Origin of the sequence: Streptomyces sp. BK340 (assembly GCF_007827595.1) — a bacterium.
Taxonomy (GTDB): Bacteria; Actinomycetota; Actinomycetes; order Streptomycetales; family Streptomycetaceae; genus Streptomyces.
Genome location: NZ_VISR01000009.1, coordinates 24,109 through 40,118, shown reverse-complemented (window position 1 = coordinate 40,118; position 16,010 = coordinate 24,109). Strand labels below are relative to the sequence as shown.

Genomic DNA, 16,010 nt, shown 5'->3' with positions numbered 1-16,010 from the left:
TCCCCGTCCGGAAAGATCGACGTTGACGCCGCCACGTCCGGCGCGGCGACAACACCCGTATGCGTGTCGTCATAGTGACCGAATCCTTTCCCCCCGATGTGAACGGCGTCGCCCACTGCGCGCTCCAGACCGCTCGGCACCTCGTGGATCGCGGCCACCACCCGCTCGTCGTCGCGCCGGCCACCGCACCTGGCACCAAGGCCGACGTCCTCGAGGCTCCGTGCCCCGTCGTCCGTGTCCCCTCCCTCCCCCTTCCCGGCTACCCCCAGGTCCGCGTCGCCCTCCCCAGCCGGCGCCTCGCCGCGGCGTTCACGGAACACCGCCCCGATGTGGTCCACCTGGCCAGTCCCTTCGTCCTCGGCGTCCGTGGCATGGCCGCCGCCGCCCGCTTCGGCATCCCCGCCGTGGCCGTCTACCAGACCGACCTGGCCGGATACGCGCGCACCTACATGGGCGCGGGCGAGGCGGCCGCCTGGCGCCGGATCCGCTCCGTGCACTCCGCCGCCGACCGCACCCTCGCCCCGTCCAGCGCCGCCCTGCACGACCTGGAGACACACGGCGTACCGCGGGTACGGCTGTGGCCGCGCGGTGTCGACACCGTCCGTTTTCGGCCAGAGCACCGCGACGAGGCACTGCGCCGCGAACTGGCCCCGAACGGCGAGCTGATCGTCGGCTACGTCGGTCGGCTCGCCCCCGAGAAGCAGATCGAACTCCTGGCCGGTGTCTGCGGCCTCGAAGGCGTCCGAGTCGTGATCGTCGGCGACGGCCCCAGCCGGGCCCACCTGGACGAGGCCCTGCCCGGCGCGGTCTTCCTGGGCCGCCGCACCGGCGACGAACTCGCCCGGATCTTCGCCTCGCTGGACCTGTTCGTGCACACCGGCCCCTTCGAGACCTTCTGCCAGACCGTCCAGGAGGCCATGGCCAGCGGCGTTCCGGTGGTCGCACCCGCCGCGGGCGGGCCGCTGGACCTGGTCGCCCACGGCCGCACCGGACTGCTCGTCCCGCCGCGTGACGCGAACGCCGTCACGGAGGCCGTACGCACCCTGACCGCGGATCCGAACCTGCTGGCCGCGTACGGCGCCGCCGGGCGGGCCATGGTCGAGGGCCGCACCTGGGCCGCCGTCGGCGACCGCCTGATCGCGCACTACGAAGCCGTGCTCGCCGCGCGCCAGAAGACGGTGGTGACGGTATGACCGGCTCACCCCTGCGCATCGTCCGGCTGGCCAACTTCGTCACCCCGGCCTCCGGCGGCCTGCGCACGGCCCTGCACGAACTGGGCAAGGGCTTCCGGGCCGCGGGCCACGAGCCGGTGCTCATCGTGCCGGGCGAGCGGCACACCGACCGCGACACGGAGCAGGGCCGGGTCATCACCCTGCCCGGACCGGTGCTGCCCGGCACCGGCGGTTACCGCGTCCTGACCGACAAGCGGCGCGTGGCCGCCGTCCTGGAGGACCTGGCCCCGGACCGTCTGGAGGTCTCCGACCGCACCACCCTGCGGTGGACCGGCCGCTGGGCGCGCCGCGCGCGCGTGCCCGCCGTGATGGTCTCCCACGAGACCGCCGACGGCGTGCTGCGCACCTGGGGCCTGTCCGAGAAGCTCGCCGCGCGGACGGCGGACTCCCTCAACACCCGCACCGCGCACGTCTACTCACGGATCGTGTGCACCACGGAGTTCGCCGAGCGCGAGTTCGTACGGATCGGCGCGCGCAACGTCGTACGCGCCCCCCTCGGCGTCGACCTGATGGAACGCCACCCCGCGCTGCGGGACCCGGCGCTGCGCGCGCTGCACGCGCGCGGGAACGAGGCACTGCTCGTGATGTGCTCCCGGCTGTCCGTGGAGAAGCGGCCCGGCACCGCCCTGGACGCCCTGGAGGCACTGCTGCGCCGCGGCAGGCGGGCGGTGCTCGTGGTGGCCGGGGACGGCCCGCTGCGGGCCCGGCTCGAGCAGCGCGCGCGGGAGCGCGGGCTGCCGGTGAAGTTCCTGGGGTACGTCGCCGACCGGGCCGCCCTCGGGGCGCTCCAGGCGTCCGCCGACGTGTGCCTGGCACCCGGACCCGCCGAGACCTTCGGGCTGGCCGCCCTGGAGGCGCTGGCGTGCGGGACACCCGTGGTGGCCAGCGCCTCGTCGGCGCTGCCCGAGGTGATCGGGGCCGCGGGAGCCGCTGCCGCCGACCGCGCGGACGCGTTCGCGGACGCCGTGGAACTGCTCCTGTCGCGCACCGAGCCCGAGCGGCGGGAGGCGGCACGCGCGCGTGCGGAGTGCTTCGGCTGGGGAACGGCGGTGGAGGCGTTCCTCGCGGCGCACGACGCGGAGGTACTGAAGCGCGCCGACGCCCCGGCCCGGCCCGGTGCCCGGGAGGGCGTGGCATGAGATCCGTCCGCTTCGTGGCCCTCGGCGACTCGCTCACCGAGGGCGTCGGCGACCCGGCCGGGGACGGCTGGCGGGGCTGGGCGGCGCTGCTGGCCGACGGTCTCGCCGAGGACGCCGGACAGGTGGAGTTCACGAACCTCGCCGTCAGCGGGGCGCAGACACGGGACGTGCTCGAACGGCAGACCCCGGCCGGTCTCGAACTGCGCCCCGACGTGGTGTCCGTGGTCATCGGCGTCAACGACACGCTGCGCCACACCTTCGACATCCACGCCGTGGCCGACCGGCTCGACCAGGTGTACGCGGCCTTCACCGCCCAGGGCGCCACGCTCCTCACCGCCTGTCTGCCCGATCCGGGCGCGATGCTCGGCCTCCCGGGCGCCCTCGCCCGCCCGCTGGCCCGCCGGCAGCGGGCGGTCAACGCGGTCGTCCACGAGCTGTCCGACCGGTACGGGGCCGTCCACCTGCACGCCGCGGAGGGCACCTGGCTCACCGACCGCGCCCTGTGGAGCGCGGACCGGCTGCACCCGGGCGAGCGCGGGCACCGGCAGCTCGCCGTGCACTTCCACCGCCTGCTCACCGTGGCGGGCCGGGCCGGCGGCGCGCCGCCGTCGCCCGTACCGGAGTTCCCCGCCCCGACCCGCTCGGCGAGCCTGCTGTGGCTCGCCACCGCCGGCACCGCCTGGGTGATCCGGCGCTGCAACGATCTGCTGCCGCAGCTGCTGCGGCTGGCCGCCGACGAAGTGCGCCACCGCGCGCGGGGCACCAGCGCCCGCCTGGACCTGCACGCCTCCGCCGCCGTGTCCGAGGCGCTGGCCGCGCTGACGAGGACGGAGCAGCCGGACACCGGCGGTGCCGACGCCGAGGCTCAGCGGCGCCGCACCGCCACGAACCGCACCGTGGTGCCCGGGACCGCCTGCGCGGCCGCCGGGAGATCGGCGCCGCGGACCACCGCGATCACCGGATAGCCCCCGGTGGTCGGATGGTCGGCCAGGAACACCACCGGACGGCCGTCCGGTGGTACCTGGACCGCGCCGAGCACCATCCCCTCACTGGGGAGTTCGCCGGTCCGGGCCCGCTCCAGGGCGGGCCCCTCGGTGCGCAGACCGATCCGGTTGCTCGCCGAGGACACCCGGTACGCGCGCGTGGTCAGCTCCCGGACCGCGCGCGCGGTGAACCAGTCGTCGCGCGGGCCCGGAGTCACCCGGAGCACGAGTTCGGCCGGCGGACGCGGCTGCGGGACGGCGTCCACGCGCGCGGGAGGGCCGGCCGGGGTGCCCAGCGGCAGCACCCTGCCGTCCGTGAGCGGTGCGGGGCCGAGGCCGGACAGCAGGTCGGTGGCACGGCTGCCGAGGACCGGCTCCACCGCGATGCCCCCGGACACGGCCACATAGGCGCGGACACCGGCCACCGCCGCCCCCACCTCCAGCAGCGCACCGGCGGGCACGGTGACCGGGGCGCCCCAGGCCGCCGGGCGGCCGCCCACGGTGACCGGGCAGGGCGCGCCCCCGATCGCCACGGTCACCGTCGAACGGGGGCGCAGGGCACAGCCGTCGAGGGTGGTCTCCAGGACGGCCGCGTCCGGCGGATTGCCGGCCAGCCGGTTGACGAGGGCCGCCGCCCGCGGGTCGAGCGCTCCGGAGCGGGGCACGCCGAGGTGCGCGTACCCGGGCCGCCCGCGGTCCTGCACGGTGGTCAGCGCCCCGGCCCGCACGACGACGAGAGCACGGTCGGTCATACGGCCCCCATGGGCGCGAGGCTGTCGCGGGGACGGCCGGTCACGCCTCACCCACCGGTACGAAGCGCACGCGCGCGCCCGGTGAGAGCAGCGCGGCCGGTACGCGCGCGTGGTCCCACAGCACCGCCTCCGCCGTGCCGATCAGCTGCCAGCCGCCCGGCGAGGAACGCGGGTACACGCCCGTGTACGGCCCCGCCAGCGCCACGGCACCTACCGGTACCGCCGTGCGCGGGGTGGCCCGGCGCGGGACGTCGTAGCGGGCGGGCAGCCCGGTGAGATAGCCGAAGCCGGGTGCGAACCCGCAGAAGGCCACGGTGAACTCGGTGCCGGCGTGGATCCGGGCCACCTCGTGCTCGGACACCTTCCAGTGCGCGGCGACCTCGGCGAGGTCCGGACCGTCGTACCGCACGGGCAGCTCGATCAGCTCCCGTGCGCGCGGGGGAGCGGGAGGTATCTCGGAGGAGGTCAGTTCGGATGCCCAACGGACCGGGTCGGCCAGGCCGTCGAGCAGGACCGTACGGGCCGCCGGGACGATCTCCCGGACGGTCAGCGAACCCTCCGCGCGCCGCCGCAGCAGCTCCGCGTGCAGGGCCTGTGCCTGCTCGCCCGAGGCGACCTCCACCAGCAGGGCGTCGTCACCGACGGGAAAGGCCCTCATGCGAAGGCCTCCACCCGCACGCCTGCCGCCCCCAGCCGCTCGCGCACCCGGCGGGCCAGCTCGACCGCACCGGGCGTATCGCCGTGCAGGCACAGCGAGCGGGCGCGTACCCGGATGTGCGCGCCGGAGTGCGCCGCCACCGTGCCTGAGCGCGCGAGGCTCACCGAGCGCTCCACCACGGCGTCCGGATCGGTCACCACGGCGCCGTCCCGGTCGCGCGGCACCAGCGTGCCCTCGTCGGTGTAGGCGCGGTCGGCGAACGCCTCCGTGACGGCCGGCAGCCCCGCCCCGGCGGCCAGCTCCAGGACCCGCGAGCCGGGCAGCCCGAGCACCGGCAGCGAACCGTCTGCCAGGAGGACGCCGTCGACCACGGCCGCGGCCTGCTCCTCGTCGTGCACGACCCGGTTGTAGAGCGCGCCGTGCGGCTTGACGTACGCCACGCGCGCGCCCGCGGCCCGCGCGAACACCTCCAGGGCACCGATCTGATAGGCCACTTCGGCCGCCAGCTCGGCGGGCGGCACGTCCATCGCGCGCCGCCCGAACCCGGCGAGGTCCCGGTAGGAGACCTGCGCGCCGATCGTCACCCCGCGCTCGGCGGCCAGCTCGCACACCCGGCGCATGGTGGCCGCGTCGCCGGCGTGGAACCCGCAGGCCACGTTGGCGCTGGTGACGACGGACAGCAACTGTTCGTCGTCGGTCAGCCGCCAGCGGCCGAAGCCCTCGCCGAGGTCGGCGTTCAGATCGATCGCGGTCATGGTCTTCCGTGTCTCCGGTTCTCGTGTCGGGTACTGCTCGCCGGCCTCGGCCGGCTCGCCGGTGTCAGTCGACGCCCACCACGCGGTACTGCTCGTCGCGGGCGTCGGTCAGGAACATCCGGCCCGGTGCGTGGGTGATGGCGAACGGCGGTCGCGAGGCCATCACGGCCGCCTGCGGGGTCACGCCGCAGGCCCAGAACACCGGGATGTCGTCGGGAGCGGCGTCCACCGGGTCGCCGAAGTCGGGCCGGCCGAGGTCCGCGATGCCGAGAGCCGCGGGATCGCCGCAGTGCACGGGGCCGCCGTGCACGGCCGGCAGCAGGCCGCTCTCCCGGATCGCGGTGCGCAGGTGCTCGGGCGGCACCGGGCGCATGGACACCACCATCGGGCCGCGCAGCCGGCCCGCCGGGCGGCACTGCCTGCCGGTCACGTACATCGGCACGTTGCGGCCCTGGTCGACGTGCCGGATCGGGACACCCGCACGGGCCAGCGCCCACTCGAAGGTGAAGCTGCAGCCGAGCAGGAACGACACCAGGTCGTCCCGCCAGCGCGCGCGCACGTCCGTAGGCTCCTCGACCAGCTCGCCGTCCTGCCACACCCGGTAGCGCGGCAGGTCGGTGCGCAGGTCCGCGCCCTCCGCGAGGACGGTGGTGGTGGCGCCCGCGTCCGTGACGTCCAGCACCGGACACGGCTTCGGGTTGCGCTGGCAGAACAGCAGCATGTCGTAGGCCCAGTCGGCCGGCACCGAGATCAGGTTCGCCTGTGTGCTGCCTGCCGCGACACCGGCCGTGGGGCCCGCCAGGCCCTCCCGGAAGCGGGCCCGCGCCGTTTTCGCGCTCCACGCGTGCGCGTGCGCGTCGACGAGGGTCACGGGCCGGTCCTCGGTACGGTTCACCCGCGTCACGCCAGCTCCTTCCCGCGCGTCTCCGGCAGCCCGAGCAGCGCAACCGCCGCGAGGCCGTAGCCGATCGCGCCGAAGACCAGCGCACCGCCCACGCCCCAGCTGTCGGCCAGGAAGCCCACCAGGGTCGGGAACACCGCGCCCACCGCGCGGCCCGCGTTGTACGTGAAGCCCTGCCCGGTGCCGCGCACCGCCGTCGGGTACAGCTCGCTCAGGTAGGAGCCGAAGCCGCTGAAGATCGCCGACATGCAGAAGCCGAGCGGGAAACCGAGCACCAGCAGCAGGGTGTCGGCGCCGTGCGGGATGTTCGCGTACGCGAGGATGCACACGGCCGAGAGCAGGGCGAACAGCCAGATGTTGCGGCGCCGGCCGAGCCGGTCGGTGAGGTGGCCGCCGGTCAGGTAGCCGAGGAAGGCGCCCGAGATCAGGAAGGTCAGATAGCCGCCGGTGCCGACGACGGACAGGCCGCGTTCGGTCTTCAGGTACGTCGGCACCCAGGTCGCCAGCGTGTAGTAGCCGCCCTGCACGCCGGTGGACAGCAGGCCGGCGAAGACCGTGGTGCGCAGCAGACCGGGCTCGCCGTCCCTGCCGGGCCGGAAGATCGCCGCGAACGAGCCGCTCCGGGGGCTCTGTTCACGGGCCGCCGTCGCCTCGGGCGCGTCGTGCACCCGCCGGCGCAGCCACACCACGAGCAGCGCGGGCAGCGCCCCGGTCCAGAACATGACGCGCCAGGCCAGATCGTCGCCGGCGAAGGAGAACACCAGCGTGTAGACGATCGCCGCCAGCGCCCAGCCGACCGCCCAGGAACTCTGGACCGCGCCGAGGGTACGGCCCCGGTGCTTCGCGCTCGCGTACTCGGCGACCAGGATCGCCCCGACCGCCCACTCGCCCCCGAAGCCGAGCCCCTGCAGGGCCCGGAAGACGAGCAGCGTTTCGTAGTCGGGCGCGAAACCGCAGGCCACGGTGAAGACCGCGTACGTGATCACGGTGATCATCAGGGCCCGGACGCGGCCCACGCGGTCCGCGATCACGCCCGCCACGGCACCGCCGATCGCGGAGACCACCAGCGTGACGGTGGTGAACAGGGCGGTCTGGCCGCTGTCCAGGCCGAAGTACGCGGCGAGCGCCACCATGCTCAGCGGCAGCGTGAAGTAGTCGTATGAATCCAGGGCATATCCGCCGAAAGCTCCGGCGAAGGCGCGCCGGCCGTTCGGGCCGAGGGCGTGCAGCCAGCCGAACGCGCCGTCCTCGGCGGCGCGTTCACCCTGTTCCGGTCGTGCGCCCGCGGTCACCGGCCGGGGCGGAGGGGTCGTGCTCATGGGCACCTCGCAGAGAAGGGACGGAGGGTGCGGGAACTGAGCAGTGCCGTGCGGAAGCTGTGCCGTGCTGAAGCTGTTGCGTGCGGAGCACCGTAGAGGATCGTTCAACGATCCTTCAATACCTACGTTGTCTCGTTCCGGGGTCTGCGATTGAATTCCGGGCATGGCAGAGCAGCTGACGGGACTGGCCGACGACCGTGCCCTCCTGGGGCGCACCAGCACCGCCGAACGGGTCTCCGACATCCTCCGGAGCCGGATCGCCGAGGGCTATTTCCCGCCGGGCACCCGCCTGTCCGAGGACGCCATCGGCGGCGCGCTGGGGGTCTCCCGCAACACCCTGCGCGAGGCGTTCCGGCTGCTCACCCATGAGCGTCTGCTCGTCCACGAACTCAACCGCGGGGTCTTCGTCCGGGTCCTGACCGTGGAGGACGTCGAGGACATCTACCGCACCCGGGCCCTCGTCGAGTGCGCGGTCGTCCGGGGCCTCGGCGAGCCGCCGTACCCGCTCGACGGCCTGGCCGCCGCCGTCACCGAGGGGCAGCTGGCGACCCACGAGAATGACTGGAAAGCGCTGGGTACGGCCAACATCCACTTCCACCGGGAACTGGTCGCCCTCGCCGGCAGCGAACGCACCGACGAGCTGATGCGCAGTGTCTTCGCCGAGCTGCGGCTCGCCTTCCACGTCGTGGACGACCCGCGTCGGCTGCACGAGCCCTACCTCGCCCGCAACCGGCAGATCCTGCAGGCGCTGCAGGACGGGGACCGGCGCGGCGCGGAGCGGCTGCTGGAGACCTACCTCACGGACTCGCTGGAGCGGGTCGTCGAGGTGTACCTGCGGCGGGTCGGCGAGGACGGCACCGGCGCCTCCTGAGCGGCGAAGCGCACCGGCGCCTCTTCAGCGTCCGTGACGGCCGTCGTTTCTGCGCCGTTTTAGTCGTTGTCAGACCGAGGACCTAGTCTGTGCACCGTGACTTCGCCTGCATCGACGGACAGCGTTCCGGCCCAGCTCAGCGCGGGACCGCGCCCGGCACCGGGCCCGGCCGCCGACGAGGGGCTGGCCCGTCGGCTGCGCGCGCTCGCCTGCACCGCGCCGCTGCACGACCTCGACGCACGCAAGGCCAATCTGGCCGGCGAGTACTCGGTGTACGGCATGGCCGAGGTGGCCCTGTCCGCCATCGACCTGGTCACGCTGAACATGGACTTCGACACGGGCGCCGACCACGAGCAGATCGTCGCCCGGCTCGTCCCGCGCATCGCGGCCCAGGCCCCGGACCGCCCCGTGGCCGAGCACGAGCGCGTGGCCCGCTGGGTCCTGGAGAACCTGATCAACGTCGGCAGCGTGGACCGCGGCTTCCGCGCGGTGTACGGCACCTTCGCGCCGGACGGCACCTATGTCCGCCGTGACTACGACTTCAAGCTGATCGAGGAGGTCCCCGGCCCCGGCGGCACGGTCTACCTCCGTACGACGGACGAGGCGGTCAACGTCCTGGTCGGCGCCCTGGACACCGATGTCACCAGCGCGCAGATCGCCGCCGAGGTCAAGCTGGAGGTGCTGATCAACCGCGGCCGCCTCGCCGACGCCCAGCTCGCCGCCGAGCAGGCCCGCTACCGCACCGTGCAGTACTCGGAGACCCTGCGCCGTGCTCTGGAGGCCACCCGGCGCAACGTCCGCGCGGTCGACTGGCTGGGCGCCGTGCCCGACATGATCGCCGAGGCCCTGGACCACGTGGCCGACCGGTACCGCCACGAGAACGCGATCCTCACCAACATCCGCAAGGCCCGCGACGAGACCGAGGAGTCCGAGCACAAGCGGCGCGCCGCCGAGCTGGTGGACATCGTCAAGGACTGCATCCGGCGGCACACCCAGCTCCAGTCGCGCCTGCTGGAGGCCGGCCCCCTGTTCCGCGCCGAACAGGACCGCCAGGCCTTCGCCACACCCGCGGCGACCTCCGGGACGGACCTGTACGGCCACGTCGTCGCGCCCGTGCTGCCGCTGCCCCTGGAGCAGGCGATCCGGGTCACGGACGCGTTCTTCGCCAACGGCACGGGGTTGCGTACGCCGGTGTCGGTGCGGGTCACCGACCTCGTCGACATACTGCTGACGCCACCGGTGGAGCGGGAGCACCTCGGAGCGGAGATGCCCGAGCCCGACCTGATCGCGACGCCGGACGACAGCCGGTTCAGCGAGGAACAGCTGGCCGCGGCGACGGAGTTGCTGGACCTGCCCGCCGATGCGCCGCGGAGACTGTCCGGGCTGCTGGCGGAGGCCAGGGACTCCGGAGGGTTCGATCTGGCGTACCTGGTCGCCCTGCTGGCCGTCCACGCGGCCAGTCCCGCCGTGGGTACGGCGTATCGCCAGGGCGAGGAGAAGCTGTTGTTCGCCGTGGACGACGGGACCGAGCTGGACGATCCGGACTTCGGCGGAGCCGATCTGATCGTCGGGACCGCCCTGCTCGACGCGGCCGGGATGGCGGCGGATCGGACGGAAGCGGCGTGATGACCCTGCCGGTGGGCGAGCGCGGGTCCGTCGTCGCCGGCGCCGGCGGCGGCGACGACGCTGGTCGCGCTCCGCGGCGGAGCCGCACGCAGCCCCGTACCCCTCGGGGGGTTGCACCCTCCCTCAGTTCCCAGAGCAAGGAGTTGTGTCCGTGAGCGAGCACGTCGAGTGGAGTGAGGCGGAGAGCCCCGCCGCGCCGGCGACCACCGCCGTCACCCCCGCCGACGCCGCCGACGCGGCGCGGCTCGTCGCCTTCGGGCTGCAGCCCAAGCTGCAGCCGGCACGTGACCAGGAGTACACGGAGCTGCTGCGCCGCCACCGTGACGACCCGGCGTTCGCGCGGCTCGCGGACGCCGTCGCCGCCGGTCTCGGGCTCGTCGTGCTGGAGGTGTCCCCGCGCGCGGGGATGGCCGTGACGGCCGCCGAGGACTCGGTGTTCGCCGTCCGCATGGGCGACTACGCGCGTCGCACCGCCGCCGACTCCGGGGACCGGTTCCTGCACGGACTGGCCCATCTCGCCGTGGCCGCGCTGGCGTTCCCGCGCCCGGAGGACCTCGCCGACGACTCCTACATCGGCCGGGTCACCGTCAACGGTGTCGACGCCTTCGTACGGCAGGCGTGCCGCCGGCTCGAGGAGCGCGCCGAGGAACAGGGCGACAACACCGACCCGGCGACCGACGCGCCCGGGCTGGAGGCCGCCTGGCGGATCTGGGCCAGACGCAGCGCGACCGGCGCCACCAAGGACGCCCGCAGGCTCGCCGGTTCCACCACGGGCATCGTCGGCAAGGCGGCCGCCTTCCTCACCGACTCGGGCTTCCTGCAGCGCACCGGTGACGACCACGGCGGCACCTACCGCACCACGGCCCGCTACCAGCTTCAGGTCCGCGACATGGCCGGCAGCGCCGCGATGGCCGAACTGCTGGAGCTGGGCGTCGTCCCGGTCACCGACGGCACGGCCACCCTGCTGCCCGCCGACGACACCGACGATCTGGACCTGGTGGCCGACGCCGGGCTGCCGTTCCACGCGCCTTCGCACCGCTGACAAACCTCCCTGATCTGCCAGAAGACTGACGAGAGTCCGCCATGTACGAGCTGTCCCGGGTCCGCCTCTACTCCATCGGGCCGGCCGGTGCGCGCTACGCCGACACCGTGCTCGACCTGCGGGGCGTGGGCGAGCCCGTGCCCGACCCCGCGCCCATGCAGGCGGAGTTCTTCGAGGAGGAGCCGGCCGGACCGCCGCGCCGCCCCGCGCCCGCGGGCGTGCTGTTCCTGGAGAACGGCGGCGGCAAGTCCGTGCTGCTCAAGCTGATCTTCTCGGTGATGCTGCCCGGACACCGCAACACCCTCGGCGGCGCCAGCTCCGGCGTGCTGCGCAAGTTCCTGCTCGCCGACGACTGCGGACACGTGGCGCTGGAGTGGCAGCACGTGCTGACCGGCGAGTGCGTGGTCGTCGGCAAGGTCAGCGAGTGGCGCGGACGCCAGGTCTCCAACGATCCGCGGAAGTTCGCCGAGGCCTGGTACTCCTTCCGGCCCGGCCCCGGCCTGAGCCTGGACAACCTGCCCGTCGCCGAGTCCACCGCCGTACGGCCGCCCGTCGAGGGCGCCTCGGGCGCCCAGGGCCGCCGCCGCACCATGAAGGGCTTCCGCGACGCCCTCACCGAGGCCGGCAAGGCCTACCCGCATCTGGAGGTGCACTGGGAGGAGATCCACGACCGCTGGATCGAGCACCTCGGCGACCTCGGCCTCGACCCCGAACTCTTCCGCTACCAGCGGGAGATGAACGCCGACGAGGGCGAGGCGGCCGGCCTCTTCGCGGTGAAGAAGGACTCCGACTTCACCGACCTGCTGCTGCGCGCGGTCACCGACACCCGCGACACCGACGGCCTCGCCGATCTCGTCAGCGGCTTCGGCAACAAGCTGGGCCGGCGCGCCGAGCTGATCGCCGAACGGGACTTCACGGCCGGCTCCGTGGACCTGCTCGGGCGGATCGTCGAGGCGGCCGAGGCACGCTCACGCGCGCGTGACATCCACGCCGGCGCCGAGCGCCGCACCCGCACACTGGCCCGGCGCCTTTCCGCGCGGGCCCTGCGGGAACGGGTGCGGGCGGCCGACCTCGCGCAGCGCGTCACGGCCGCCGCCTACGCCGTCACGCACTCCGAGGGCGGCCGGGAGCGCAGCGCGCTGGTCGCCGCCGAACTCGCCTTCCGGCACGCCTCCCTGGCGCTCGCCGCCGCCGAGAAGTCCGCCGCCGCGCAGAAGCGCGAGCTGGCCGACGCGCGCACGCTGCACTCCGCCTGGCAGGCCGCCGAGGCCGTGTTGCGGCACCGCGCCGCCGCCGACCGCGTCGCGCGCGTGTCCGCCGCGATCCAGGAGGCCGAGCGGGACGCGGCGCCCGCGCTCGCCGCCCGGGCCAAGGCCGCAGTGGACCTCGTACGGGCCCTGCACGCGGCCGCCGAGAGCGCCGAGGCCCTCGCCAACGAGGAGGAGGAGCGCTCCGCCGCGCTCCAGGAGGTCAGCGACTCCGCCTACCGGGACTCCACCTCCGCCGCCACCGAAGCACAGCGCGCCCGCAGTGAGGCCGGGCACCTGCGCCAGCGTCTCGCCGAGGTCGAGCAGGAGACGGCCGAGGCGGTCCGCGCGGGCTGGCTCGACGACAGCACACCGGACGCCGACCCGGCCCGTGCCGCCCTCGCCGCGAGCGACGCCGAGAAGACCGCCGTGGCCGCCTGGGACACGGCCCGCGAGGCCGCCCGCAAGGCGACCGAGCACGCCCGCGAGGCGGCCTCCGCCGAGTCCCGCGCGGAGCTGACCGCGGCCCGCGCGGCGGACGCGGCGACGGCGGCCGAGCGGAGCCACGAGGCCGAGCGGCGCCTCGCCGAGGCGCTCGCCGCCGAGGAACGGCTCGCGGAGCTGCTGAGCCTGCCGGGCGCAGCCGGGACGGCGCGGGCCGCGGTGCCCGGCCCCAGGTCGGGAGCGGCCGACGGCTCGCCCGCGCGCGGGGGCGACGCGTCCGAGGACTCGCCCTCCCTCGCCGAGAACCCGCTCAGCCCGGAGGAACTCGACCGCTTCGCGGACGAGTTGCGCGGGCTTCTCGACGACGCCGTGACGACCGCCGAACGGCACCTCTTCGAACTGCGTACCGCCGCGGCCGACGACGCCCGCATCCTCGGGGCCCTCGGCGACGGCGGACTGCTGCCGCCCGGCCCGGACGTGCTGGCCACCGTGGAGTTCCTCGGCGAGCACGGCATCCCCGCGCTGCCCGGCTGGCGCTACCTCGCGCAGGCCGTCGACCCCGCCGACCACGCGCGCGTGCTCGCCGCCCGCCCCGAACTGGTCGACGGCGTCATCATCACCGACCCGGACACGCACGCGCGTGCCCGTGAGGCGCTCAGCGACGCCGCCCTGCTGCCGCGCTCCGCCGTGGCCGTCGGCACGGCCGCCGCCCTGCTCGCCCCGACCCCGGCGCCCGACGCCACCCCGGGTGACGTCTTCCTGGTGCCGCCGAACCCGGCCATGCACGACGAGCACGCGGCCGACGAGGAGCGGCAGGCGCTGCGCGCGCGGGCCACCGAGCGCGACGAGGAGATCCGCTCCCTCGCCGCCCGCCTCGGCAAGGACCGCGAACTGGCCGCGCGGCTCGCGTCCTGGCGCACCGGCTGCCCGGCCGGACGCCTCACCGAACTCGCCGAGGCCGCCGGGGAGGCGCGCGCGTTCGCGGAGGAGGCCGAGGCCGAGCTGGCCGAGGCGCGCACGGCACGCGCGGAGACCGACGAGGCCGCCGCCGAGGCCACGCAGGTCCGTGACGAGCGGCAGGAGGCCGCACAGAAGGCCCGCCGTGCCGCGGACGCCCTCGCCGGACTCGCCTACCGGCTGCGCGAGCGCGCCGGCTGGCAGGTCAAGCTCCGTGAACTCGCCGACGAGGCCGCCGAGTCGGAGGCCCGCGCCCAGACCTGCCTGGAACGCGCCCGCGCCGCCGACGAGGACCGCCGCGCCGCCCAGCGCGCCGCTGACGACACCCGCCGCACCGCGCGTGCCCTGCGCGCCGAGCGCTCCGAGATCGCCGGCGCCCCCGACGACGTACCGGTGGCGGACGAGGACGCTCCGAAGACGTCCCTGCCCGCCCTGCGCGAGGCCTACCGGGCCGCCTCCCAGCTCTACGAGAAGGTCGGCGTCGGCGCCGACCTGCGTGCCGAGCAGGCCCGCGCGGAGAGCGACGAGAGCGCCTCCCTCGCCGAACTGGACCGGCTCAGCAACAAGGTCCGCATGCGCGCCGAACAGCTGCTCCAGTCGCCCGACGGCTCCGACGGCCCCTCCCGGCAGGCCGCCGCCGCACGTGCCGAGGAGCTGGTGCAGCTTCTGGAGACCCGGATGTCGACCGCGAGCGAACAGCTCGGCCGGCTGCGCGGAGAGGCGGAACGGCACGCCCCCGAGGACGGCGAGGCGCACACCGACCTGGCCGAGGAACTCGTCCCCCGCGACGCCGAGCACGCCCAGTCTCTCCTGCGCACCGCCACGGCCGAACTCGCCACCCGCACCGAGGCGCTGGCCGAGGCCCGGGAGGCCCACGCCGAGCTGCTCGACGCCCACCGGGCCGCCGAGGACGCCGCCGGCGGCTTCGACGAGATCGCCGCGATGCTCCGCGATCTGCTGCGCGAGCACACCCCCGAGGAGGACCAGGAGGAGCCGGAGCCGTACCCCGGCACCCTGGAGGAGGCCCGGCACTCGGCCGCCGAGGCCCGCCGCTCGCTGCGCGGCTGCTCCGCCGACCTGTCCGGCGCCGAGTCGGCCGTGCGCGAGGCGAGCGACGTGCTCGTCCGGCACGCCAACTCCACGCGCTACGAACAGGTCCGGACCCCGGCACGGCAGCAGATCCGTGAGCTGCCCGCCTCCGCGCTGCCCGAGCACGCCCAGCGGTGGGCGGAGGCGTTCGCGCCTCGACTTCGTGTCCTCACCGACGAGCTGGCGCAGCTGGAGCGCAACCGGGACTCGATCGTGGACCGGCTCAGGGGCCTGGTCGAGTCGGCCCTGGCCACCCTGCGCTCCGCCCAGCGGCTCTCCCGTCTCCCGGAGGGGCTCGGCGAGTGGTCCGGGCAGGAGTTCCTGCGCATTCGCTTCGAGGAGCCCGACCAGGCCACGCTCACCGAGCGGCTCGGCGAGGTCATCGACGAGGCCACGCGCGCGGCCGTCAAGAAGAACTCCGACCTGCGCCGGGACGGCATGTCCCTGCTGCTGCGCGGAGTCGCGGCAGCGCTGCAGCCGAAGGGCGTGGCCGTCGAGATCCTCAAGCCCGACGCCGTGCTGCGCGCCGAGCGCGTGCCCGTCGGGCAGATGGGCGACGTGTTCTCGGGTGGTCAGCTGCTGACGGCCGCCATCGCCCTGTACTGCACGATGGCGGCCCTGCGGTCGAACGACCGGGGCCGTGACAAGCACCGGCACGCCGGCACGCTGTTCCTGGACAACCCCATCGGCCGCGCCAACGCGACGTACCTGCTGGAGCTGCAGCGGGCCGTCTCGGACGCGCTGGGCGTCCAGCTGCTGTACACCACCGGCCTGTTCGACACGACCGCGCTGGCCGAGTTCCCGCTGGTCATCCGGCTGCGCAACGACGCCGACCTGAGGGCGGGCCTGAAGTACATCAGCGTGGAAGAACACCTCCGGCCCGGACTGCCGCAGCAGCCCCAGGCCGGCGAGGCGGTGCACAGCGAGATCACGGCGACGCGGATGTTCAAGAAGCCGGCGGCCGCAACGCCCTGAGGGGTGCGGCGGCGGGTGCC

The 16,010-nt window shown here is 74.8% G+C and carries 12 protein-coding genes; 7 read left to right on the top strand and 5 right to left on the bottom strand.

Annotated elements, in window-relative coordinates:
• The first annotated feature begins 59 nt into the window (after nt 1-59).
• Genes FB157_RS18115 through FB157_RS18105 form a run of 3 tightly spaced genes read left to right on the top strand, consistent with a single transcriptional unit; the run spans nt 60 to nt 3,336 of the window.
• Nucleotides 60-1,193, top strand: a complete 1,134-nt coding sequence (locus tag FB157_RS18115) for a glycosyltransferase family 1 protein (RefSeq protein WP_145880968.1) — start codon at nt 60-62, stop codon at nt 1,191-1,193.
• Complete coding sequence (locus tag FB157_RS18110) at nt 1,190-2,371, top strand: glycosyltransferase (RefSeq protein ID WP_145880967.1); 1,182 nt, start codon at nt 1,190-1,192, stop codon at nt 2,369-2,371. Before FB157_RS18115 ends, FB157_RS18110 begins: the two co-directional genes overlap by 4 nt.
• Nucleotides 2,368-3,336: an SGNH/GDSL hydrolase family protein gene (locus tag FB157_RS18105; protein WP_145880965.1), complete on the top strand. Its 969-nt coding sequence runs from the start codon at nt 2,368-2,370 to the stop codon at nt 3,334-3,336. Before FB157_RS18110 ends, FB157_RS18105 begins: the two co-directional genes overlap by 4 nt.
• Here FB157_RS18105 and FB157_RS18100 read toward each other — a convergent pair.
• The 5 genes from FB157_RS18100 to FB157_RS18080 form a co-directional block, all read right to left on the bottom strand.
• On the bottom strand, nt 3,237-4,106 hold the full coding sequence (locus FB157_RS18100; RefSeq protein WP_145880963.1) for a biotin-dependent carboxyltransferase family protein: 870 nt from the start codon (nt 4,104-4,106) through the stop codon (nt 3,237-3,239). The two genes, FB157_RS18105 and FB157_RS18100, sit on opposite strands and share 100 nt — an antisense overlap.
• A 40-nt stretch (nt 4,107-4,146) precedes the next feature.
• A complete protein-coding gene (locus FB157_RS18095) occupies nt 4,147-4,764 on the bottom strand; it encodes an allophanate hydrolase subunit 1 (protein WP_145880961.1) in 618 nt (205 codons plus the stop codon).
• Entirely contained in the window at nt 4,761-5,519 is a 759-nt protein-coding gene (locus FB157_RS18090; RefSeq protein WP_145880959.1) for a LamB/YcsF family protein, read from the bottom strand. The genes FB157_RS18095 and FB157_RS18090 overlap by 4 nt, the downstream gene beginning before the upstream one ends.
• Before the next feature lie 64 nt (nt 5,520-5,583).
• Nucleotides 5,584-6,414 (bottom strand): putative hydro-lyase, encoded by an 831-nt coding sequence (locus FB157_RS18085; RefSeq protein ID WP_145881338.1) that lies wholly within the window; start codon nt 6,412-6,414, stop codon nt 5,584-5,586.
• A gap of 5 nt (nt 6,415-6,419) precedes the next feature.
• Nucleotides 6,420-7,739, bottom strand: coding sequence for an MFS transporter (locus FB157_RS18080; RefSeq protein ID WP_145880957.1), 1,320 nt, complete (start codon nt 7,737-7,739; stop codon nt 6,420-6,422).
• A gap of 163 nt (nt 7,740-7,902) precedes the next feature.
• Here FB157_RS18080 and FB157_RS18075 point away from each other — a divergent pair, with 163 nt between their 5' ends.
• From FB157_RS18075 to FB157_RS18060, 4 genes are all read left to right on the top strand, one after another.
• Complete coding sequence (locus tag FB157_RS18075; RefSeq protein ID WP_145880955.1) at nt 7,903-8,610, top strand: GntR family transcriptional regulator; 708 nt, start codon at nt 7,903-7,905, stop codon at nt 8,608-8,610.
• A gap of 96 nt (nt 8,611-8,706) precedes the next feature.
• Nucleotides 8,707-10,236, top strand: a complete 1,530-nt coding sequence (locus tag FB157_RS18070) for a hypothetical protein (protein ID WP_145880953.1) — start codon at nt 8,707-8,709, stop codon at nt 10,234-10,236.
• 151 nt (nt 10,237-10,387) lie between these two features.
• Nucleotides 10,388-11,278, top strand: a complete 891-nt coding sequence (locus FB157_RS18065) for a hypothetical protein (protein WP_145880951.1) — start codon at nt 10,388-10,390, stop codon at nt 11,276-11,278.
• Between the two features lie 41 nt (nt 11,279-11,319).
• On the top strand, nt 11,320-15,990 hold the full coding sequence (locus FB157_RS18060; RefSeq protein ID WP_145880949.1) for a hypothetical protein: 4,671 nt from the start codon (nt 11,320-11,322) through the stop codon (nt 15,988-15,990).
• Nucleotides 15,991-16,010 lie beyond the last annotated feature (20 nt).

What these genes read in the sequence shown, in the direction of transcription:
- FB157_RS18115 (WP_145880968.1), top strand. Translation starts at nt 60, where the DNA reads ATGCGTGTCGTCATAGTGACCGAATCCTTTCCCCCCGATGTGAACGGC.
- FB157_RS18110 (WP_145880967.1), top strand. Translation starts at nt 1,190, where the DNA reads ATGACCGGCTCACCCCTGCGCATCGTCCGGCTGGCCAACTTCGTCACC.
- FB157_RS18105 (WP_145880965.1), top strand. Translation starts at nt 2,368, where the DNA reads ATGAGATCCGTCCGCTTCGTGGCCCTCGGCGACTCGCTCACCGAGGGC.
- FB157_RS18100 (WP_145880963.1), bottom strand. Translation starts at nt 4,106, where the DNA reads ATGACCGACCGTGCTCTCGTCGTCGTGCGGGCCGGGGCGCTGACCACC.
- FB157_RS18095 (WP_145880961.1), bottom strand. Translation starts at nt 4,764, where the DNA reads ATGAGGGCCTTTCCCGTCGGTGACGACGCCCTGCTGGTGGAGGTCGCC.
- FB157_RS18090 (WP_145880959.1), bottom strand. Translation starts at nt 5,519, where the DNA reads ATGACCGCGATCGATCTGAACGCCGACCTCGGCGAGGGCTTCGGCCGC.
- FB157_RS18080 (WP_145880957.1), bottom strand. Translation starts at nt 7,739, where the DNA reads ATGAGCACGACCCCTCCGCCCCGGCCGGTGACCGCGGGCGCACGACCG.
- FB157_RS18075 (WP_145880955.1), top strand. Translation starts at nt 7,903, where the DNA reads ATGGCAGAGCAGCTGACGGGACTGGCCGACGACCGTGCCCTCCTGGGG.
- FB157_RS18060 (WP_145880949.1), top strand. Translation starts at nt 11,320, where the DNA reads ATGTACGAGCTGTCCCGGGTCCGCCTCTACTCCATCGGGCCGGCCGGT.